This window comes from Promicromonospora thailandica (assembly GCF_024171955.1).
Lineage (GTDB): Bacteria > Actinomycetota > Actinomycetes > Actinomycetales > Cellulomonadaceae > Promicromonospora > Promicromonospora thailandica.
On sequence record NZ_JAMTCS010000015.1, the window covers coordinates 61,175 to 80,639 of the forward strand.

General features: G+C 75.4%; 20 protein-coding genes. 11 read left to right on the top strand and 9 right to left on the bottom strand.

The window, feature by feature from the left end; genetic code table 11:
* Positions 1 to 6: 6 nt before the first annotated feature.
* A complete protein-coding gene (locus APR03_RS21880; RefSeq protein ID WP_253839273.1) occupies positions 7 to 642 on the bottom strand; it encodes a hypothetical protein in 636 nt (211 codons plus the stop codon).
* A 4-nt stretch (positions 643 to 646) separates the two neighbouring features.
* Positions 647 to 1,384 (bottom strand): FadR/GntR family transcriptional regulator, encoded by a 738-nt coding sequence (locus APR03_RS21885; protein ID WP_253839274.1) that lies wholly within the window; start codon positions 1,382 to 1,384, stop codon positions 647 to 649.
* Between the two features lie 75 nt (positions 1,385 to 1,459).
* Between APR03_RS21885 and APR03_RS21890 the strand changes: the two genes are divergently transcribed.
* Entirely contained in the window at positions 1,460 to 1,993 is a 534-nt protein-coding gene (locus APR03_RS21890) for a gluconokinase (protein ID WP_253839275.1), read from the top strand.
* Positions 1,993 to 3,411 (top strand): GntT/GntP/DsdX family permease, encoded by a 1,419-nt coding sequence (locus APR03_RS21895; RefSeq protein WP_253839277.1) that lies wholly within the window; start codon positions 1,993 to 1,995, stop codon positions 3,409 to 3,411. The genes APR03_RS21890 and APR03_RS21895 overlap by 1 nt, the downstream gene beginning before the upstream one ends.
* Before the next feature lie 13 nt (positions 3,412 to 3,424).
* Here the strand turns inward: APR03_RS21895 and APR03_RS21900 are convergent, their stop codons facing one another.
* The gene (locus APR03_RS21900; protein ID WP_253839279.1) at positions 3,425 to 3,988 is read right to left on the bottom strand and encodes a MarR family winged helix-turn-helix transcriptional regulator; all 564 of its coding nucleotides are present in this window, start codon (positions 3,986 to 3,988) and stop codon (positions 3,425 to 3,427) included.
* 107 nt (positions 3,989 to 4,095) lie between these two features.
* Between APR03_RS21900 and APR03_RS21905 the strand changes: the two genes are divergently transcribed.
* Entirely contained in the window at positions 4,096 to 4,545 is a 450-nt protein-coding gene (locus APR03_RS21905; protein ID WP_253839281.1) for a pyrimidine dimer DNA glycosylase/endonuclease V, read from the top strand.
* Positions 4,542 to 6,692: an MMPL family transporter gene (locus APR03_RS21910; protein WP_253839283.1), complete on the top strand. Its 2,151-nt coding sequence runs from the start codon at positions 4,542 to 4,544 to the stop codon at positions 6,690 to 6,692. The genes APR03_RS21905 and APR03_RS21910 overlap by 4 nt, the downstream gene beginning before the upstream one ends.
* Here APR03_RS21910 and APR03_RS25370 read toward each other — a convergent pair.
* Positions 6,666 to 7,541: a TetR/AcrR family transcriptional regulator gene (locus APR03_RS25370; protein WP_253839285.1), complete on the bottom strand. Its 876-nt coding sequence runs from the start codon at positions 7,539 to 7,541 to the stop codon at positions 6,666 to 6,668. The two genes, APR03_RS21910 and APR03_RS25370, sit on opposite strands and share 27 nt — an antisense overlap.
* Before the next feature lie 84 nt (positions 7,542 to 7,625).
* Between APR03_RS25370 and APR03_RS21920 the strand changes: the two genes are divergently transcribed.
* Complete coding sequence (locus APR03_RS21920; protein ID WP_253839287.1) at positions 7,626 to 8,360, top strand: GNAT family N-acetyltransferase; 735 nt, start codon at positions 7,626 to 7,628, stop codon at positions 8,358 to 8,360.
* Here the strand turns inward: APR03_RS21920 and APR03_RS21925 are convergent.
* Together APR03_RS21925 and APR03_RS21930 are read right to left on the bottom strand one after the other, a co-directional pair.
* Complete coding sequence (locus APR03_RS21925; protein ID WP_308216531.1) at positions 8,309 to 9,109, bottom strand: ferredoxin reductase; 801 nt, start codon at positions 9,107 to 9,109, stop codon at positions 8,309 to 8,311. The two genes, APR03_RS21920 and APR03_RS21925, sit on opposite strands and share 52 nt — an antisense overlap.
* Positions 9,102 to 9,722, bottom strand: coding sequence for a sulfite oxidase-like oxidoreductase (locus tag APR03_RS21930; RefSeq protein WP_253839289.1), 621 nt, complete (start codon positions 9,720 to 9,722; stop codon positions 9,102 to 9,104). Before APR03_RS21930 ends, APR03_RS21925 begins: the two co-directional genes overlap by 8 nt.
* Positions 9,723 to 9,830: 108 nt before the next feature.
* Here APR03_RS21930 and APR03_RS21935 point away from each other — a divergent pair, with 108 nt between their 5' ends.
* The 6 genes from APR03_RS21935 to APR03_RS21960 all read left to right on the top strand — a co-directional run bounded on the left by APR03_RS21935 (position 9,831) and on the right by APR03_RS21960 (position 15,926).
* Positions 9,831 to 10,613 (top strand): NPP1 family protein, encoded by a 783-nt coding sequence (locus APR03_RS21935; protein ID WP_253839291.1) that lies wholly within the window; start codon positions 9,831 to 9,833, stop codon positions 10,611 to 10,613.
* Positions 10,614 to 10,694: 81 nt separating this feature from the next.
* A complete protein-coding gene (locus APR03_RS21940; protein WP_253839293.1) occupies positions 10,695 to 12,056 on the top strand; it encodes an NAD(P)/FAD-dependent oxidoreductase in 1,362 nt (453 codons plus the stop codon).
* The gene (locus APR03_RS21945) at positions 12,046 to 13,884 is read left to right on the top strand and encodes a cytochrome b (protein WP_253839295.1); all 1,839 of its coding nucleotides are present in this window, start codon (positions 12,046 to 12,048) and stop codon (positions 13,882 to 13,884) included. Before APR03_RS21940 ends, APR03_RS21945 begins: the two co-directional genes overlap by 11 nt.
* A gap of 238 nt (positions 13,885 to 14,122) precedes the next feature.
* Positions 14,123 to 14,491 (top strand): YidH family protein, encoded by a 369-nt coding sequence (locus APR03_RS21950; protein ID WP_253839297.1) that lies wholly within the window; start codon positions 14,123 to 14,125, stop codon positions 14,489 to 14,491.
* Entirely contained in the window at positions 14,488 to 14,880 is a 393-nt protein-coding gene (locus tag APR03_RS21955) for a DUF202 domain-containing protein (RefSeq protein WP_253839299.1), read from the top strand. The genes APR03_RS21950 and APR03_RS21955 overlap by 4 nt, the downstream gene beginning before the upstream one ends.
* A gap of 74 nt (positions 14,881 to 14,954) precedes the next feature.
* Entirely contained in the window at positions 14,955 to 15,926 is a 972-nt protein-coding gene (locus tag APR03_RS21960) for a DUF4184 family protein (RefSeq protein ID WP_253839301.1), read from the top strand.
* Here APR03_RS21960 and APR03_RS21965 read toward each other — a convergent pair.
* From APR03_RS21965 to APR03_RS21975, 3 genes are all read right to left on the bottom strand, one after another.
* Positions 15,864 to 17,585 (bottom strand): HNH endonuclease signature motif containing protein, encoded by a 1,722-nt coding sequence (locus APR03_RS21965; protein WP_253839303.1) that lies wholly within the window; start codon positions 17,583 to 17,585, stop codon positions 15,864 to 15,866. The genes APR03_RS21960 and APR03_RS21965 overlap by 63 nt on opposite strands.
* A gap of 139 nt (positions 17,586 to 17,724) precedes the next feature.
* On the bottom strand, positions 17,725 to 18,999 hold the full coding sequence (locus APR03_RS21970; protein WP_253839305.1) for a hypothetical protein: 1,275 nt from the start codon (positions 18,997 to 18,999) through the stop codon (positions 17,725 to 17,727).
* On the bottom strand, positions 18,996 to 19,430 hold the full coding sequence (locus tag APR03_RS21975; RefSeq protein ID WP_253839306.1) for a cupredoxin domain-containing protein: 435 nt from the start codon (positions 19,428 to 19,430) through the stop codon (positions 18,996 to 18,998). Before APR03_RS21975 ends, APR03_RS21970 begins: the two co-directional genes overlap by 4 nt.
* Positions 19,431 to 19,465 lie beyond the last annotated feature (35 nt).

Consider the following 19,465-nt stretch of genomic DNA (forward strand, 5'->3'; position numbering starts at 1 on the left):
GCTGGGTCAGGTCGCGCGCGGGAGCGGCGGACCGCGCCGCCGGGACGGCGACACCTCGGGCCGGGCGGGGAAGGATCCGGTGAACCAGTCGGGCACGGCCACGCGCACGACGGGGGCGGGCGGGGCGACGTCGGCGCGGGAGGGCAGGGCGCGCCGCAGCCGGCCGGCGAGGCGGGCGGCCTGCTCGCGCAGCCGGTCGAGCAGGCGTTCGCCGCCGTACAGCGCGGCCACGGTCACGGCCGCCGCGACACCGTGCCAGAGCCACATGGCGGGCCCGGCGAGCAGCAGGTCGGGCAGGTAGGGCGAGGGGTCGGCGCCCGCGGCCGGGGCGGGCAGCGTGTACCCGCCGTGGGCGGCGTGCCCGGCCGGGGCGACGGCGGCGGTCGCGCCGAGCACGAACAGGGTGTGGAACAGCACCTGGCTCAGCGCGACGGACACGACGGTGCGCCACAGCGCGACGCGGCGGCCCGCCAGCGCCGTGCACACCGTCAGGGACAGCGCCCAGGGCACGACCAGGCCGAGCCAGCCCGGCGCGGCGCCGCCGCCCGCGAGGTGCGAGAGCAGGGCGGCCGCCGTGGCCACCGACGCGACGACGGGTCCGCGCAGGTCGCGCGGTCGTCGTGGCCGGTGGGGCGGGGTCATGGCGTCATTCTGGTGCAGGAGGGGCGTCCGTGCCCAGGGTCGCCGGCGGCGCGTCCGCGGCGAGCGCGCCGCGCACCTCGCGCACGATGCGGGCCATCGCCTGCTCGGCCGTGACGGCGTCGCCGGCGGCCACGGCGCGGGCCACGTCCTCGTGCGCGTCGAGCGCCTCCGGCACGGGGCGCGCCGGCATGAGCCCGAGGTGCCGCCGCCCGGAGAGGACCACGGCGACGACGTCGGACAGCGCGCTGAAGAGCTCGTTGCCGCTGTGCCGCAGCAGGAGCTCGTGCAGGCGGACGTCGAGCGCGAGGAACGGGTCGCCGTCTCCCTGGCCGGCCTCGCCGAGCTCGCGCAGGCGCCGTGCGGTGGCGACGAGCTCGTCGCGGACCGCGGCGGGGGCGGCCCGGGCGGCCCCGGCCGCGGCGAGCGGCTCGACGGCCTGGCGCAGCTCGGTGAGCGAGCGCAGCTGGGCCGCACGGCCGGGGCCGTCCAGCCGCCACGCGATGACCCGGGGGTCGAGCACGTTCCACGCGTCGTGGGGCAGCACGACGATGCCGACCCGCGGGCCGGACCGGACCAGGCCGAGGCCTTCGAGCAGGCGCATCGCCTCGCGCGCGACGGTGCGGGAGACACCGAACTCGGCGCCGATGCCGTCGAGCGTGAGCGCGGTCCCCGGGGGCAGCTCGCCGCCGGTGACGCGCCGGCCCAGCGTGTCGAGGACGGGACTGTGCAGCACCGGAGGCATCCTCCCACTCTAGTTGAGCCGATTGGTGATATGAATCACGTCGTTATGGTGTCACCAATGGGTGAGGATGGGGGGATGGACACAGACGTCACCGCACCCCGGGCCCTCGTCGTGATGGGGGTGGCCGGTTCGGGCAAGACCACGGTCGCCGCCCTGCTGGCCGGCCGCCTGGGGGCGTCGTTCGCCGAGGGCGACGACTTCCACTCCCCCGAGAACGTGGCGAAGATGGCCGCCGGGCACGCCCTCGACGACGCCGACCGCCTCCCCTGGCTGCGCGGCATCCGCGACTGGTTCGCCGCCGAGCTGGCCGCCGGGCGCAGCGCGGTGGTGCCGTGCAGCGCCCTGCGCCGCGACTACCGGGAGCTCCTGGAGACCGCGGGCCCGCCCGGCACCGTCCGGTTCGTGCACCTCACGGGCTCCTACGACCTGCTCCGCACCCGGATCCAGGGCCGCGCCGGCCACTTCATGAAGCCCGAGATGCTCGACGGCCAGCTCGCCACGCTGGAGCCCCTGGCGGACGACGAGCCCGGCTTCGCCGTCGACGTCGCGCCCCGGCCCGACCAGATCGTCGACGAGATCCTCCGCCTGCTCGACCCGGAGGACCACTGATGCCGCTCTCCCCCACCCTCGTCCCGGCGGCCGCCGACGCCGCCGCGCCCGCCGCCTCGACCCCGCAGCTCGTCGTGGCCGCCGTGGCCGGCATCGCCGTCATCGTCGCGCTCATCGTGTGGCTCAAGATGCACCCGTTCCTGGCCCTGGTGCTCGGGTCCGGCGTGCTCGCGCTCGCGGCCGGCATCGGCCTGGGCGACACGTTCACCAGCTTCACCGCGGGGCTCGGCAGCACCGTGGCCGGCGTCGGCGTGCTCATCGCGCTCGGCGCGATCATCGGCAAGCTGCTCATCGACTCCGGCGGCGCCGACCGGATCGTCGACACGATCCTCGACCGCACCCCGGCCCAGCGCCTGCCGTGGGCCATGGCCCTCATCGCCTTCGTGGTCGGCATCCCGCTGTTCTTCGAGGTCGGCGTGGTGCTGCTCATCCCGGTCGTGATGATCGTGGCGCGCCGGCTGCGGTCCAACCCGGTGCTGGTCGGCATCCCCGCCCTCGCCGGGCTCTCCGCGCTGCACGGCCTGGTGCCGCCGCACCCCGGCCCCCTGCTCGCGATCGACGCGCTCGGCGCGAACCTGGGCCTCACCCTCGGGCTCGGGCTGCTGGTCGCCGTACCGACCGTGGTGGTCGCCGGTCCGCTGCTCGCGATCCCGCTGACCCGCTGGGTGCGGCTGGCACCGCCCGACACCGTGCTGGGCGTGCCCGAAGCACCCGTGGCCGGCGACGCGCCCGACGGCGCCACCCCGGCGCGCACGCCGTCGTTCGGCGTGTCGGTGCTGGTGGTCCTGCTGCCCGTCGTCCTCATGCTGGCCCGCTCCGTGACCGAGATCGCCGGCGCCGAGGACACCGGCTACGGCACGGTGCTGACCTTCCTCGGCGAGCCGCTCGTGGCGCTGCTCCTGACCTCGCTCGTGGCGCTGGTCGCCTTCGGCACCGGCACGGGCCGCACGCGGGCCCAGCTCGGCGACCTCGTCGGGTCGTCGTTCGCGCCGATCGCGGGGATCCTGCTCATCGTGGGCGCGGGCGGCGGCTTCAAGCAGACGCTGGTGGACTCCGGCGTCGGCGACGTCATCGCCTCCGGCATCGCCGAGGCCGGGATCACGCCGCTGCTGGCGGGCTGGCTCGTGGCGGCGCTCATCCGCGTGGCCACCGGATCGGCCACCGTCGCGACGATCACCGCCGCCGGCATCATGGCGCCGCTGGCCGCGGGGCTCGACCCCACGCAGGCGGCGCTCCTGGTCCTCGCCGTCGGTGCCGGCTCCGTGTTCCTCTCGCACGTCAACGACGCCGGCTTCTGGCTCGTCAAGGAGTACTTCGGCATGACCGTCGGCCAGACCTTCAAGACCTGGACCCTCATGGAGTCGGTGCTCTCGGTGGTCGCGCTGGTCGTGGTCCTGGCGCTGGGCGCCGTCCTCTGACGCCCCGCGGGTCCTAGCGGGACGCGTCGCCGGCGGGCGACGCGTCCCCGCTCGCCAGGTCCTCCAGGAAGCGGGTCACGATCTCGCGCTCCGCGGGGGTGAGGCGGGCCGCGGCGTCGAACCGCCGGGCGTGGCTGCGGCCGACCGTCTCCCGGGCCACGCGGCGCGTCTCGTCGCTGACCTCGATCGCGAGGCTGCGGCGGTCGGACGGGTGCGGGAACCGGCGGACGTGCCCTCCGGCGACGAGGCGGTCGAGCAGCTTGGTGGTCGAGGCCGTGGTGATGCCCAGGTGCGCGGCGATCGCCCCGGGCGTGGCGACCCGCCCCTGGTTGCGCAGCGCGATCACGAAGCGGACGGCCTTCATGTCGGTCTCGCCGAGGTTCATGTAGCGGCGGGAGGCCTCGCTCGCTCGCCGTTCGGTCTCCCGCCAGTGGCGCAGCGCCTCCAGGACGCGCACCACCTGGTCGACGTCGCCGTCGTCCAGCCCGGACCGCCGCACGAGCTCCTCGTGCGGGTCCATCACGCGCGGGTCCATGATGGACGGTTCGGTGACGGGCGGTTCGGTGTGCGGATCCACGCTGGGATCGTAGCGCGTCGCTTGTTGCTTCATATGCTTGAATATAGCCCGGCTAACTAGCCTGGCTAGTGATAGCCCTGAACGCTTCTAGGAGAGGAGAGCTGCGGATGCGGCTCTGGTCGCTGGACCCCGCCCTGCTCGACCGGCAGGGACTCACCGCGTGCTGGCGCGAGGCACTCCTCGCGCAGGCCGTGCTGCTCGGCCGCACGAAGGGCTACACCGCCCATCCGCAGCTCGACCGGTTCCGGGCGCACCCGGAACCCGTGACCGCCGTCGGCGCCTACCTGCACGCCGTGCGGGCCGCCGCGGCCGAGCACGGGTACCGGTTCGACGCCGACCGCGTGCACCGGCCCGCGGACGAGCGCACGCTGTCGACGGAGCGGATCCCCGTGACCTCGGGGCAGCTCGACCACGAGTGGCAGCACCTGCTGCGCAAGCTCGCCGTCCGCTCCCCCGAGCACCACGCCGCCCTGGTCGCGGCGGGGACGACGCCGGCCGCGCACCCGCTGTTCGTCGTCGTGCCCGGTGCCGTCGCCGCCTGGGAGCGTGCCACGTGAGCGCCGCACCGCGCGTCCCGCGCTGGCTCCGGGTCACCATCCCGGCCGTCCTCATCCTCGTCTGGCTCGTCGGCGCCGGGATCGGCGGGCCCTACTTCGGCCGCGTCGACGAGGTGTCGTCCAACGACCGCACGGCCTACCTGCCCTCCACGGCCGAGGCCACGGAGGTGCAGAACCGGCTCACGGACTTCACCGACGGCGACGCGATCCCCGCGGTCGTCGTCTTCACCGACGCCGACGGCGAGCTCGACCGGGACGACCTGGAGGCCCTCGCCGACCGGATGACCGCCGTCGGCGACCTGGACGTCGTCACGGGCGGCGCGTCGCCCGCCATCCCGTCCGAGGACGGCGCGGCTGCGCAGGCGTTCGTGCCCCTCTCGTCCGACGCCGACCTGGGCGACGCCACCGCCGAGCTGCGCGAGACCCTGCGCGCCGACCTGCCCGACGGCGTGGACGTGTACATCACCGGCCCCGCCGGCTTCTCCAGCGACCTCGTGTCCGCCTTCGCGGGCATCGACGGCCTGCTGCTCGGCGTGGCCCTGCTCGCGGTGCTGGTCATCCTGGTCATCGTCTACCGCTCGCTGCTGCTGCCGCTGGCCGTGCTCGCGACCAGCATGTTCGCCCTCTGCCTCGCCCTGCTGACGGTCTGGCACCTGGCCCGGGCGGGCGTGCTGCTGCTGAGCGGGCAGACCCAGGGCATCCTCTTCATCCTCGTCATCGGCGCCGCGACCGACTACGCCCTGCTGTACGTCGCCCGGTTCCGCGAGGAGCTGGTCCGCACCCCCGACCGCTGGACCGCCACCTGGCGCGCGCTGCGCGGCTCGGTCGAGCCCATCCTCGCCTCCGGCGGCACCGTCATCGCGGGCCTGCTGTGCCTGCTGCTCAGCGAGCTGCGGTCCAACAGCACGCTCGGCCCGGTGGCCGCCGTCGGCATCGCGTTCGCCATGCTCGCCGCCCTCACCCTGCTGCCCGCCGTGCTGCTCGCGCTCGGCCGCGCCGCGTTCTGGCCGCGCCGGCCCGTCTACGACCCGGAGGGCCCGGTCGCGTCAGACGCGCGGACCGGGCTCTGGGGCCGGGTCTCCCGCCTGGTCAGCTCCCGGCCGCGCGTCGTCTGGGTGACCACGGTCGCGGTCCTCGCGCTGGGCTGCCTGGGTGTCACCCAGCTCCAGGCGTCCGGCGTGCCGCAGTCCGACCTCGTGCTCGGCAGCTCCGAGGCCCGCACCGGGCAGGAACGGCTCGCCGAGCACTTCCCGGCCGGGTCCGGCAGCCCCGTGTACGTGGTCGCGCCCGAGGCCGAGCTGGAGGCCGCGGCCGGCGTGCTGCTCGACGAGGACGGGATCGACGGGGTGGCCGTCACGGCCGACACCCCCAGCGGCACCGCGCCCGTGACCGCCGACGGCGTCCAGCCCGCCGGACCGCCCGGTACCCCGGCGCCCGAGCCCACGGTGTCCGACGGCGACGTGCTGCTGCAGGGCACCCTGACCGACGCCGCGGACTCCCTGGCCGCGGAGCAGACCGTGCGCGACCTGCGCGCCGCGTACGCCGACGCGCTGCCCGGCGCGCTGGTGGGCGGCGAGTCCGCGACCGACCTCGACACGAACGACGCGTCCATCCGGGACCGCACCCTCATCGTGCCGATCGTGCTCGTCGTCATCCTGCTGATCCTCATGCTGCTGCTGCGCGCCGTGCTCGCGCCCGTGCTGCTGATCCTCACCACCGTGCTGTCCTTCGGCACGGCGATGGGCGTCGCGGCCCTGGTGTTCAACGACGTGCTCGGCTTCCCGGGCGCCGACCCGGCGGTGCCGCTGTTCGGGTTCGTGTTCCTGGTCGCGCTCGGCATCGACTACAACATCTTCCTGATGACGCGCGTGCGCGAGGAGTCGATCGCGCACGGCACCCGGGAGGGCGTGCTGCGGGGGCTGCGGCTGACCGGCGGCATCATCACGTCCGCCGGGCTGGTGCTGGCCGCGACGTTCACGGCCCTGGCCGTGATCCCGGTGCTGTTCCTCGCCCAGCTCGCCTTCATCGTCGCGTTCGGCGTGCTGCTGGACACGTTCGCCGTGCGGTCGCTGCTGGTGCCCGCCCTGTCGTACGACATCGGCAGGGCGATCTGGTGGCCGTCACGGCTCGCCCGCGGGCGGGAGTGACACCAGCCCGGCCAGCACCCGGTCCAGGCCGTCCCTGAACCAGGTCTCGACGTCGCTGCCGAACGCGCCGGGCGGCGCGCCCCCGGTGGCGGCGTCGAGCCATCCGTGCCGTCTGCGCGCCCCGGTGCGCTCCAGGCGGTCCAGCTCCCGCACCCACCACGCCGGGTACGACGTGGCCGACCGGGCCTCGTCGTGCTCGGCGAGCAGCAGCAGGGCCATGCCCTGCACGTAGCCGCTCAGGGCCACGTACCGGCCCAGGGCCGACGGCGGGCCGACGCCCAGCGCGACGAACGCCTCCACGCCGGTCCGGGCCGCGTCGAGCACGGCGGGCACGAGGGGCGGCCGGCTGCTGGCCAGGACCTGCACGAGCCAGGGATGGCGCCGGTAGGCCGCCCACTCGGCCTGCGCGAGCGCTCGGAGGGTAGCTGCGGGATCGCCGCCGTCCGGTCGTGCCGGACCGGCTCGTGGCCCCGCCATCAGGTGCTGCACCATCGCCTCGACGAGCCGGTCCCGCCCGCCGAGCAGCCGGCGCACCTCCGTCAGCGGCACCCCGGCACGGTCCGCGACCGTCCGGAGGGTCACCGCGCGCACGCCCGCGGCGTCCGCCAGCCCGACGGCGACCTCGACGAGGTGGTGGCGCTCCGTTGCCGCCGGGCCCGGCGGAGGTCCGAGACGGCGCGCTCCGCCCGTGCGACCCTGTTCCCGGCGCCGCTGTTCCCGGCGCCCCTCGTCCCGGCGCCGGCGGTAGGCGCGCGACCGGCAGGCTCGGGAGCAGTACCGCCGTGGGCGCCCCGTGCCCGCCGCCGGGCCGAGCCCGCGCCCGCACTCCACGCACTCGCTCGCCGGCACGGCGCCTCCCCGGGTTTCGTGACGCGCCCCCTTGTGCGTCGAAACTACTCCACACCGCGCAGACGGCGCCCGGAGGCTGGACGCATGAGCACCGACCCCACGCAGCCCGACCCCACACAGCCCGGCCTCACGCAGCCCGGCCCCGCCGAACCTGACCGCGCGGTCACCATGCCGGGCGCGCGGACCGCCGTGCGTCCCGCCCGTCCCGAGGAGGTCGGCCGTCTGCTGCCGGTGTGCGTCGAGGCGTTCGCCGACGAGGCGGTGTCCGCCTGGGTCGAGCCCGACCCGAACCGGCGCGTCCGGCGCACCCGGGAGCTGCTCGCGGGCACGCTCCGGGACGCCGCCGCGGCCGGCGAGCTGCTGGTCGCGCACGTCGGTGACGAGGCCGTGGGCGCCTCGCTCTGGCACGGTCCGCGGTCGGGAGCCGAGACCGCCCCGGCGCTCCCCGGCAGCTCGGCCGCGGACCGCCGCATCGCCGCCGTCCTCGCCGCGACGGCGGCACGCCACCCGGCGGCGCCGCACCTCTACCTGTCAGCGATGGGCACGCTGCCCCGCCGTCGGGGGCTGGGCGCGGGGTCGGCGATGCTGCGCGCGGGCCTGCGCCGCGCACGATCTCTCGACCTTCCCGTGTACCTGGAGGCGTCGACGCCGCGCAACCGCGCGCTGTACGCGCGGCACGGCTTCCGCGACCTCGGCACACCGGTCCCGCTGCCGGACGGCGGCCCCGTCCTGCAGCCCATGTGGTGCGACCTGCCGGACGGGGACGGTCAGCCGCCCGCGGGCCCGAACCGTTCGGTCCGCACCCGCGACGGGTCGTGACCCTGCGCCACGAGCATGCGCGACACCGTCTCGACGAAGCCGGTCGGCCCGCACACGTACACGCGCGGCTCCAGCTCGGGCGGCCAGCCCCACGCGGCGAGCTCGGAGTCGGTCAGGCGCCGCGGCCCGCGCAGCGCCGTGAGCGACACGGCGCGCGTGAAGATCGTCCGCGCCTCGAAGCCGTCGCCGCGCGCCGCGAGCCCGGCCACCTCGTCGGCGTAGAGCTGGTCCTGGTCGGTGCGCACGGAGCAGATCAGCCGGAACGGCGTCCGGTCGCCGGCGTCGCGCCGGGCGCGGGCCATCGCCATGAGCGGCACCAGCCCCGAGCCGCCCGCGAGCAGCAGCACGGGGGTCCCGGCGTCGCGCGCCGGGTCCCACACGAACCAGCCGCCCACGGGGCCGCGCACCTCGACGGCGGAGCCGACCGGGAAGGAGTCCACGAGGTACGGGGACACCTCGCCGTCGACGACGCGCTGCACCGTGACCTCGATCCGGCCCGAACCGTCCGGGGCGCTCGCCAGGGAGTAGGACCGCTCGGCGGTGTACCCGTCGCCCGCCGTGAGCCGCAGGTCCACGTGCTGGCCCGGCTGGTGCCCCGGCCAGCCCGGCACGTCCAGCACGAGCGTCGCCGCCGAGGGGCTCTCGGCGCGCCGGCCCACCAGGGTCGCGACCTGCCACCCGGAGCGGACCGCGTACCGGCTGCCCAGCCGCCCGGTCGCCGTCGGCTCAGCGCCCACCTGATCAGTCACCCTGGTACCTCTGCTCGCGCCACGGGTCGCCGAGGTCGTGGTAGCCGAGCCGTTCCCAGAAGCCGGGCTTGTCCGTCGGCATGAGCGTGAGCGAACGCACCCACTTGGCCGACTTCCAGAAGTACAGGTGCGGCACCAGCAGCCGGGCGGGGCCGCCGTGCTCGGGGTGCAGCGGTTTGCCGTCGAAGGTGTGCGCGATCCACGCCTTGCCGCCGAGCAGGTCGGCCACCGGAAGGTTGGTCGTGTAGCCGCCGTAGGAGCCGACCATGGCGAAGTCCGCGGTGGACTCCACGTCGGCGAGCAGCACGTCGAGGGACACGCCCTTCCACCGCGTGCCGAACTTCGACCAGCGGGTGACGCAGTGGATGTCGACGGTGGGCGTCTCCTGCGGCAGGGCCATGAGGTCGGCCCAGGTCCACGACGTCGACGCGCCCGCCTCGGTCGTGACGGTCAGGCTCCAGGTCGCGGCGCCGACGTTCGGCGTCGGCCCCGCGGACAGGACGGGGAACCCGTCCTCGACGTACTGCCCCGGCGGGAGGGCGACGCCGTCGGGACGGGGGCGGCCGTGGAAGCCCGGTGTGAGTGCGGGCGGCACCTCGCTCGGCTCGGTCATGGCCTCACGGTAGCGGCGCGACTACGTGGGAGCCCTCATTGCCGGGCCCGCGGCGCGCTCCTAGCATCCAGGTGGCCTGTCTTTCACCCGCTGCCCGGAGGGTCAGTCATGGACCGATCGCTGCTCACCCTGCCGCTCACCCTGCTGCTGACCCTGCTGCTGACCCTGGGCGCGCTCGTCGTCGGCGCCCCCGCGCACGCCGACCCGCCGCCCAACCTGCCGCAGAACGCGACCGGGCTGGAGCAGTCCTTCTCCCCCGCCTACGACTACGACGGCGACGGCTGCTACGCCACGTCCGCCATCGGCCCCGACGGGACGATCGCTCCCGGGCTCGGCATCGGCGGCGCCGTCAACGGGCAGTGCCGCGACCAGTGGGACCTGGACGCCTCGCAGACGTACTCGCGCGAGAAGTGCAACAACGGCTGGTGCGCCGTCATGTACGCGAGCTACTTCGAGAAGGACCAGACGATGGACGGCCCCGTCGCGATCGGCAGCCACCGGCACGACTGGGAGCACGTCGTCGTGTGGGTGGACCGGTCCTCGAACCAGGTCGAGCACGTGTCGCTCACCGAGCACAGCGGGTCGGCCACCTACCCGCGCTCGCAGGTGCGGTTCGACGGCACGCACCCCAAGGTCGTCTACCACAAGGACGGGGTGAGCACGCACCTCTTCCGGCTCGCGAACGGCAACGACGAGCCGCCGGAGAACCACTACGGCACGTGGCGCTACCCGCCGCTGGTGGGCTGGGACGGCTGGCCGAGCACAGCGCTGCGCGACCGGCTGACGGCGGCCGACTTCGGCTCCGCGAGCCTCAAGATCGACGACGGCGACTTCACCTGGTGGCTGGAGCGGATGAAGCCCGCCGGGATCCCGTTCGACCCGGGAGCCTGACGCCCCGGGCGCTGTGACCACTGCCACGTCACATCGGCCTCCTCCACCTGGTCGAAGGGGTAAGACCACATGGAGGCAGCGATGGAAAAGATCCTGATCGTCGGGGGCGGCTACGCCGGCTTCTACACCGCGTGGGGGCTGGAGAAGAAGCTGCGCCGGGGCGAGGCCGAGGTCACCCTCGTGGACCCGCACGGCTACATGACCTACCAGCCGTTCCTGCCGGAGGTCACGGCCGGTTCGATCGAGGCGCGGCACGTCATGGTGTCGCTGCGCCGCCACCTGCACCGCACCACGCTCGTGGCCGGGCACACCACCGCCATCGACCACGCGCACCGCACGGCCACCGTCCGGACCAACGACGGCGCCCTGCGCGAGATCCGCTACGACACGATCGTCGTCACCGCGGGCGCTGTGACCCGCACGTTCCCGGTGCCGGGGATCGAGCAGGAGGCGATCGGCCTCAAGCACGTCGAGGAGGCGGTCGCGATCCGCGACCAGCTGCTGACGGCGTTCGACCGGGCCGCCCTGCTGCCGCCGGGGCCCGCGCGGCGCCGGCTGCTCACGGTCACGGTCGTCGGCGGCGGGTTCACGGGGGTCGAGGTGTTCGGCGAGCTGCTGTCGCTGGCCACGAGCCTGCTGCGGCGGTACCCGGAGCTCGGCCGGGACGACCTGTCGTTCCACCTGGTCGACTCCAACGACCGCATCCTGCCGGAGGTCACCGACGAGCCGGGCCGCTGGGTGGTCCGCCACCTGCAGGGCCGCGGCGGCTCCGTCCACCTCGGCACGCAGGTGGTGTCCGCGGCGGACGGCGAGATCCTGCTCTCGAGCGGCGAGTCGTGGGGCAACGGCCTGCTGGTGTGGGCCGCGGGCAACGGCAGCAACCCCGTCGTCGCCCGGAACACGGACCTGCCGGTGGACGAGCGCGGCCTGGTGCGCGTGCGCGCCGACCTGCGCGTCGGCACCGACGAGGCGGCGGTCCCGGACGCCTGGGCCGCGGGTGACAACGCCGCGGTGCCCGACCTCGCCTCCCCCGTGCCCGGCGCCCGGACGGTGCCCAACGCGCAGCACGCCGTCCGGCAGGGCCGGCTGCTGGCCCGCAACCTCGTCGCCGACCTGCGCGGCCGCCGCGTGCGGCCGTACGTGCACCACAGCCTCGGCACGGTCGCGACCCTCGGCATCGGGCGCGGCATCTTCCAGTACCGGCGGATCGTGATCACCGGGTTCCTGGCCTGGCTCATGCACCGCGGGTACCACGTGCTGGCCGTGCCGACGTGGGAGCGCAAGGTGCGGGTGCTGCTGGTCTGGGCCTCGGCGGTGCTCTTCGGCCGCGACATCGTGCCGCTGTCCACGGTCCAGCAGCCGCGGGCGGCGTTCCTCGCGGGCGGGGACCCGTTCGCCGACGCGTCGGCCGCCAGGGTGCCGGTGGTGCGCGATGCCCGCTGACCCCGGCCGGCTGCGCGCCCTGACCGCGCGGCTCGCGGCCCGGCGGGTGCACCTGCGCTGGTCCGAGCTGTTCGGCGTCGTCACGGTCGCCTGCCTGCTGGTGCTCGCGGTGACGGGCGTGCTGCTGGCGACCTGGTACACGCCGTCGAACGACCTGGTCGCCTACGACGGCCCCTACGGGCCGCTGCAGGGCGCGACCGTGACCGAGGCGTTCGCCTCCACGATGCGCATCTCCTTCGAGGTGACCGGCGGGCTGCTGCTGCGCCAGACGCACCACTGGGCCGCGCTCGTGCTGCCCGCCTCGATGATCATGCAGCTGCTGGTCACCTTCTTCACCGGCGGGTTCCGCCGGCCGCGCCGCGTCTCCTGGGTGCTGCTGGTCGGGGCGTTCGTCCTCGCGCTGCTCGCCGGCTGGAGCGGCTACGCACTGCCCGACGACATGCTCTCGGGCACCGGCCTGCGGATCGTCGAGGGCGTGGTGCTCAGCATCCCGTTCATCGGCACGTGGCTCACCGGGCTCATGTTCGGCGGCCCCTTCCCCGGCCAGATCATCGAGAACCTCTACCCCGTGCACGCCGTGGTCGCGCCCGTGCTGCTCGCCCTGGTGCTGGTCGCGCGCGCGGCGCTCGCCGTCCGGCACGGTCAGGCCGAGCAGCCGCCGTCGCTGCGCGCCACCCTCGGCATGCGCCTGTGGCCGGACGCGGCGCTGCGCGCCGCCGGGATGACCGGCATCACGACGGCGGTGCTGGTGCTGCTCGGCGCGACCTCCACGATCAGCCCGGTCTGGTCCTACGGGCCGGCGTCGGGGGGCGAGGTCGGGGCCGGGAGCCAGCCCGACTGGTACATGGGCTTCCTGGACGGCGCGCTGCGCCTCGTGCCCGTGGGCTGGGAGACCGAGTGGGCCGGCTGGACCGTGACCTTCGCGACGCTCGTACCGCTGGCGGTCGTCGGCGGTTACTTCGTGCTGCTGGTGGTCTACCCGTGGCTGGAGGCGTGGATCGACCAGGACCGCCTGCCGCACGACGTGCTCGACCGGCCCCGCAACGTCCCGGCCCGCACCGGCATCGGGGTGGCCGGCGCGCTGTTCTACGGGATCCTGTGGGGCGCGGCGAGCGCCGACATCGTGGCCACCGAGTTCAGCGTGAGCTTCGAGGCGATCATCACGACGCTGCAGGTGGCGCTCGTCGTCGGACCACCGCTGGCGTTCGAGGTGACCCGGCGGATCTGCGTGGGGCTGCAGCGCAAGGACCGCGAGGTGCTGCTGCACGGGCACGAGACCGGCCGGATCGTGCGGCTGCCGAACGGCGGCTACGTCGAGGTCCACCAGCCCGCCTCGGGCGTAGAGCGCGCCCGCCTGGGCGTCGAGGTGGCGCCGACGGGCCGGGAGGCGCGAGCCGGGGTGGCGCGGGTTGTGGGGGCGACGCCGGTCGGGGCGGCGCCGGTCGAAGCCGCGCCCGTCGCGGCGACGCCGGTCGGGGTCGGCCTGGCCCGGGACACGTCGGCACGGGAGACGCCCGAGTCCGTGCCGGAGGCGCACCGGAGCAGCCGCCGCGCCGGCCGTGTGACCGCCCGGGACCGGGTACGCGGGTCGCTGGGGCGCGGGTTCGGCGTGGGACACGTGGTGCCGCGGACGACTACCGAGGAGCAGACGGAACCGCAGCCGGCGGACGGGCCGGCGAGGCCGGACGGGGCCGCAACGCTGGACGGGGCCTCAAGGTCGGACCGGCCTGCGGAGCCGGACTGGACCGCGAGGCCGGCCCCGCCGGCCCCGGCAGGACCGCCTGACCGCCGCACCCCGACGGAAGCGGCCGGACGGGACGTGGCCTGACGGCCGACAGCGCCCGGGGCTGACCGTCGTCCTCCCGCCCCGGCTGATTCACCTTCGAGACCGAGGTTGCTTCGCTTTCGAGCCCGTCAAAGCGAAGCAACCTCGGTCTCGAAGGTGCCGGGGCGGGGGCGACCGGCGACACCGGGTGGGTGGGGTCTGGTTCGTCGGGAGAGGATGGGGGCGTGCGCATCGACATGCTCTCCGGCCGTGTCAGGGCTCCGCGCGGGACGGTGGCCCCGTGACGGCCCCGGAGCGCCGGTTCCCCCGGTCGGTGTTCGGGGTCGGCGCCGAGCCCGACGCCCGGTTCACCCTCGCCAACGAGCGGACCTTCCTGGCGTGGATCCGCACCGCGCTGGCGCTGGTGGCCGGTGGCGTCGCCCTGGAGACGCTGGGGCTGGACCTGCAGCCCGGTCTGCGGCTGGCGGCGTCGCTCGTGCTCATCGTCGCGGGGACCGTGGTGCCCGTCATCGCCTGGTCCGGCTGGATGCGCGTCGAGCGGGCGCTGCGCCGCGGGGCACCGCTGCCGTCGACGATCGTCGGGGTGTGCCTCGCCGTCGTCGTCGGTGTGGTGGGGGTGCTGGTGCTGCTCGGCGTGCTGCTGCGATGACCGGGGACCCGCGAGCCGCCGCGCCCCGGAAGCCCGCCCCTGACGGGCTCCAGCCGGAACGCACCGAGCTGGCCTGGCGACGCACGGCCCTGTCGATGGCCGCTTTCTCGCTGGTGGGCGCACGGTTGCTGCCCGCTCTCTTCGGCGATGCGCGGTGGCTCCTGCCCGGCGCCGCGGGTGCGGTGCTCGCGGGCTGGCTGTGGCTGGCCTCGCGCGGGCGGCACCTGCGCTATCCGCGCACCTCCGGGCCGAGCCCCGCACCCGCGCCGCCAGGATCACCGCCGTTCGGGCCGGCCTCGACGGGCGCCGGCCTGCTCGCCCTCGCGGGCGGGATGGTGGTCGCGCTGGGGCTGGGCGGCCTCGCCGTCGTGGTGCACCTTCTGCGCTGACCGCGGCACCGGACGGGCGTCCGCCGCGCGCGTCCGCCTGGACACCGCCGTGGCCGTCGGCGAGGGTGTGCCCCATGCCGTTCACGCTCTCCCACCCCGCGGCCGTGCTGCCGTTGCTGCGTCACCCGTTCAGCACCGTCGCGCTCGTCGCCGGGGCCATGGCCCCCGACCTCCCGTACTTCGCGCGCAGGACGCCGGTGCCCGTGTCGGCCCAGTCCTGGTACGAGCCGTTCATGAACGCGACCACGTCGCACGGCCTCGTCGGGGCCCTCACCGTGAGCCTGCCGTACGCGCTGGCGCTGTGCGGCCTGTACTGGGTGGCGCGACGTCCGGTCGAGGCGCTGCTGCCCGTGCGGTCGGGACGGCCCGGGCGCGGCATGGCGGGCGGCGGGCCCGGCGCGGCCAACGGCGAGCGCACGGCGGACGGCGGGCACCCGGCGGGCGACGGGAGCCCGCCGAGCGGCGCCGTGCGCGCGCCGGGTGCCGGTGCGATCGGGCGGCGGGCGGGGTGGGTGCTGTTGTCGCTGCTCATCGGCATCGCGACGCACCTGGTGTGGGACTCGTTCACGCACAGCGACGGCTACGTCGTGCTGCACGTGCCCGCCCTGAGCGAACCCCTGGCGGGCGGCCTGACCTGGGCCCGGGCGCTGCAGCACGCCAGCACGGTGGGCGGGTTGGCCCTCGTCGCGTGGTACCTCTGGCGGCGGCGGGAACGTCTGTCGGCCCGGACGGTGCCGGCCCGGGTGGTGTGGCCGACCGTCGGGGTGGCCGCCGTCGGTGCCGTCGCCGGGACCCTCGACCTGTGGGGCGACACCGGGCTCACGACCGGTCAGACGATCGAGGCCGTGCTCGCCGGAGCGGCCACCGGTGCGGGTGCCGCCCTGATCGTGGGCCTGTTCGTGTACGTGGTGGCGTGGTGGGCCGTGCGCGGCCGCGCCGGACGCCGCGACGAGCCCTCCGGATCCGAGGCGAACCGAGGCGGCTCAGAACGGCGGCCTGCCGTCGGTCGAGAGGGCCGAGCCGGCCGAGACCGTCGCATCCGTTGACGGCCCGCCCGGAGCGGCCGCGGGGATGCGCCCGTTCGCGGACCGGCGGCGACCGGTCAGCGTCTGGAGGGTCAGGTCGTAGCTCGTGTCGGGATCGACCTCCGCGATCTCGACGTGGGTGTCCAGCACCGTCGGCGGACGGCGGTGGGTGCGGCCGGTCGGCGCCGTCCAGGTCGTGACGCCCGTGCCGGGGTCGCGCACGACGGCCCAGCCCGCGTGGGTCTTCAGGAGGTGGTGGCGCCGGCAGAGCGGTTGGAGGTTGGCGGCCCGCGTCTGGCCGGGCGTTCCCGGCGGAAGGCCGGCCGGGTCGAGACCGTGGTCGAACGGCACGATGTGGTCGAGGTCGCTCCGCTCCGCGGGATGCTCGCAGTGCGGGAACACGCACGTCTCGTCCCTCGCCTGGACCGCATGCCGGAGCACGCTGCCCGGCTGGTACGTGGTAGTGGAGCAGTCGGTGAGCGTCCCGGTGACCGGGTCGGTCAGCAGCCGCTGCCACGTCGCGTCGACGGCGATCGCCCGGGCGGTCTCGGCGGGCACCGGGCCGAAGCCGGCGAGGTCTCCCGGCGCGTCGTCCAGGCCGAGCAGCGCCGTGGCCGGGACGGTGACCCGCACCGTGGGGCGGGTCGGCGTCACCCGCACCACCGGCGCCCGGCCGCCGCACGTGCACACCGGGCCCGCGTCCGCGGTGAGTCGACCTGGCATGACGCCCGACTCCTCAGTGGGCGAAGCGAACCGGCCCGCGGGCACCAGGCGGCCCGCGAGGATGCCGGTCAGGCTGTCGGCGCGCAGCTGACCCAGGGTCCGCTCCTCGCCTGGCACGCGCCGCAGCTGGTGCGCCAGGTCGTCCACGACGCCCCACACCGCGGCCGCGTCCACCGCCGGGAGGTAGGCCGTCAGCCAGGCCATGTCGTTGTCCGCCCGGTCGACCTGGACGCCGCGCCGCTCGGCCGCCGCGCGCGCGGCACCGTCCGCCCCGTGCCGCGACTTCGCGAACGCGATCAGCTTCCGCTGCAGCCACCGCCACGTGCGGTGCGGCGCCTGCGGCAGGTACCGGGCGATGGCCTCGGCACGCTCCTCGGTGGTGAGCTGTGCCGCCGAGCGCAGCAGCGTGTGCGCCTTGCGCGTGTCGATCCGGCCGTCGCACAGCGCGACGACGACGTCCGGGTGGTCCGCGCCCGACTCGGCGCGGACCACCATCTCGGACGCCTCCCCCGCCGTGACCGCCAGCTCCACCGTCACCTGCGCCACCAGCGAGTCGTGGGCCAACGGGTGCGACTCGCGCGCGGCGCGTTCGGCGACCACGCGTGCCTGCACGCCCGCGGCCCACGACTGGAGGCGGGCCGACGCGGTCGCGAGGTCGGTCAGCACGTCGTCCGACAGCTCCTCGAGCACGCCGGGACCGTCGCCGGCGCCGCCGTCCGCGGCGTGCTCGAGGTCGACGGCGTCGGCCACCAGCCGCGCCAGGCCGGCTCCGCGGGCACCCGCGAGCGCTTGCCGCAGCATGGCGGCAGGCCAGAGCACGACGGGCAGGTCGGCCGGCGGAAGGTCGAGCATCCAGCCCGGACCGGGCTCCTGGAGCGCCTGCGGCACCGACCCTTCCCACCAGTCGGGCAGCTGACCGAACGGCGCCACGGTGCCGTTGTCCACAGTCTCGGCCATGTCACCACCCCTCCCCGTCCAACCCCCGCCACGCTATAGCAGCGCCCGCTGTGAGTTCCATCTCGTAGTACGCGTGTTCCACAGTACAGCCTCCCACCGACACCCGCACCTCGAGCGCGTGCATCAGAGAAGGGACCGATCACACCGCGAACAACAGGAACAGCCCCGCCCACGTGTAGCCCACCATCAGCAGCACCGCGGGCAGCTCGTCGGCGACGACGAGCGTGTGCTCGCGGCCCGGGGCCGCGCGCAGCGCGCGGTCGTGTGCCGCGAGAACGCCCACCAGGTGGCCGAGGATGATGCACACGACCTGGACCACGGCGACCACCGTCGGGTCGGGCACCACGCGCACCTCCGCGCCCGGCGCCACGCCCCACTGCTGCACGAGCAGCAGCAGGCCGCGCGGCCCCTCGACCACCAGCAGGGAGGCGTAGTGCGCCAGCGTGTAGCCGGCGGCGATCGGTACGAGGGGAAGGGCGATGTCGGCCCGGCGCGTCGTCCACCGCAGGCTCGCCGCCACCAGGGCGCACACACCCACCAGCGCGACGGTCGCCACCGGCACGGGGGCGCCGGTCGTCTGCACGAAACCCGCCCAGACCGGCGACCCGGACGCGCTGTCGAAGATCGTGGAACCCCACCAGACCGCGACGAACGCGGTGCTCCCGCGCGGGTGGTCCACGGCGGTCAGGCCCGCCAGCGGAGACCTCAGCACGTGGCGGCCGTCGTCGTCCCGGCCGAGCACGCTCAGGCGCCCGGCGAGCTCCGAGTACACCTCGAACCCGTCGCCGCGCGCGAACCAGCTCGCACCACGCACCAGCGCGCACCCCAGCTGGACGACGGCGTAGCCGGTGAGCCAGGTACCGATCAGGCGCGGGTCGGTGCGGTCGGGGGCGACCAGCTCCAGCCACACGAAGGCCAGCAGCGCGGCGACGGCCGGCCAGTGACCGGTGCGGCCACCGGGCGCGGCCGCCGGCCGGAGCCCCGACACCGGGACGCGCAGGACCAGGCACAGCCCCGCGTGCAGGGTCCGCAACGGGTTCAGCCCGCGCCACACGGGCCCCAGCAGCACGCTGACCGGCACCAGCCCGACCCACAGCCAGACGAAGAGCGCGTGCGCCGCAGGGTTGGTCGCGTCGCGTGGCCCGAGCAGCGCGTCACCGACGACGTAGCCGGCCACCGCCAGCACCACGAGGCGGAGCGGCACGCGCCACGCCCGCGAGCGCAGGACGGCGTCCCACACCGCGGGCAGGCGCCGGGCCCCGCCCGCACGCGGCGTGCGCCACAGCACCGTGACCGCGAGGAACGACAGGACCACGGCCACCGTGCCGGCCTGCAGCACGAGGTCGAACGGCAGCGGGAGGTCCTGCGAGCTGCCGACGCCGTGGGCCGCGAGCGGCGCGTGGCGCGGCGTCACCGGACCACGAGCTGGAGCAGCAGGGTCTCGGGGTGGGCCTCGACGTCGTAGACACCGGGGACGTCGGCAAGCACCTCGAGGCACGCCGGGTGCCCGGGCCCGGCCTCGCCCGCGACGTCGTAGCCGTGCACGTGGATCTCCGCCGGGACGTCCGCCTCGGCCCGGAGCACCACGGTGGCGCCGAGGGGCACCTCGACCCGGTCCGGGGCAGGTTCGACGCGGCCGTCCTTGACCGCCACCTCGACCTGGACCGCCGTCACGTCGCTGCTCAGCGGACCCGAGCAGCCCTCGTCAGGCACCTCCGCCGGCGGCGCCGCGGCATTCTCCCCGGCGGACGACGACGGCTCCTGCGCGGGGCCCGCCGCCGCACACCCGGTCAGCACGACGACCGTCACGGCACCCGCCGCCGCGCCGCGGGTCACGTCACGCACCAGGGCACGGGCACGGGCACGGGTACTACGAACGG

Coding starts and splice junctions, on each gene's coding strand:
- APR03_RS21905 (WP_253839281.1), top strand. CDS start 4,096: ATGCGGCTCTGGTCGCTGGACCCCGCCCTGCTCGACCGGCAGGGACTC.
- APR03_RS21955 (WP_253839299.1), top strand. CDS start 14,488: ATGACCGGGGACCCGCGAGCCGCCGCGCCCCGGAAGCCCGCCCCTGAC.
- APR03_RS21945 (WP_253839295.1), top strand. CDS start 12,046: ATGCCCGCTGACCCCGGCCGGCTGCGCGCCCTGACCGCGCGGCTCGCG.
- APR03_RS21895 (WP_253839277.1), top strand. CDS start 1,993: ATGCCGCTCTCCCCCACCCTCGTCCCGGCGGCCGCCGACGCCGCCGCG.
- APR03_RS21935 (WP_253839291.1), top strand. CDS start 9,831: ATGGACCGATCGCTGCTCACCCTGCCGCTCACCCTGCTGCTGACCCTG.
- APR03_RS21920 (WP_253839287.1), top strand. CDS start 7,626: ATGAGCACCGACCCCACGCAGCCCGACCCCACACAGCCCGGCCTCACG.
- APR03_RS21885 (WP_253839274.1), bottom strand. CDS start 1,384: ATGCCTCCGGTGCTGCACAGTCCCGTCCTCGACACGCTGGGCCGGCGC.
- APR03_RS21965 (WP_253839303.1), bottom strand. CDS start 17,585: ATGGCCGAGACTGTGGACAACGGCACCGTGGCGCCGTTCGGTCAGCTG.
- APR03_RS21960 (WP_253839301.1), top strand. CDS start 14,955: ATGCCGTTCACGCTCTCCCACCCCGCGGCCGTGCTGCCGTTGCTGCGT.
- APR03_RS21940 (WP_253839293.1), top strand. CDS start 10,695: ATGGAAAAGATCCTGATCGTCGGGGGCGGCTACGCCGGCTTCTACACC.
- APR03_RS21880 (WP_253839273.1), bottom strand. CDS start 642: ATGACCCCGCCCCACCGGCCACGACGACCGCGCGACCTGCGCGGACCC.
- APR03_RS21890 (WP_253839275.1), top strand. CDS start 1,460: ATGGACACAGACGTCACCGCACCCCGGGCCCTCGTCGTGATGGGGGTG.
- APR03_RS21930 (WP_253839289.1), bottom strand. CDS start 9,722: ATGACCGAGCCGAGCGAGGTGCCGCCCGCACTCACACCGGGCTTCCAC.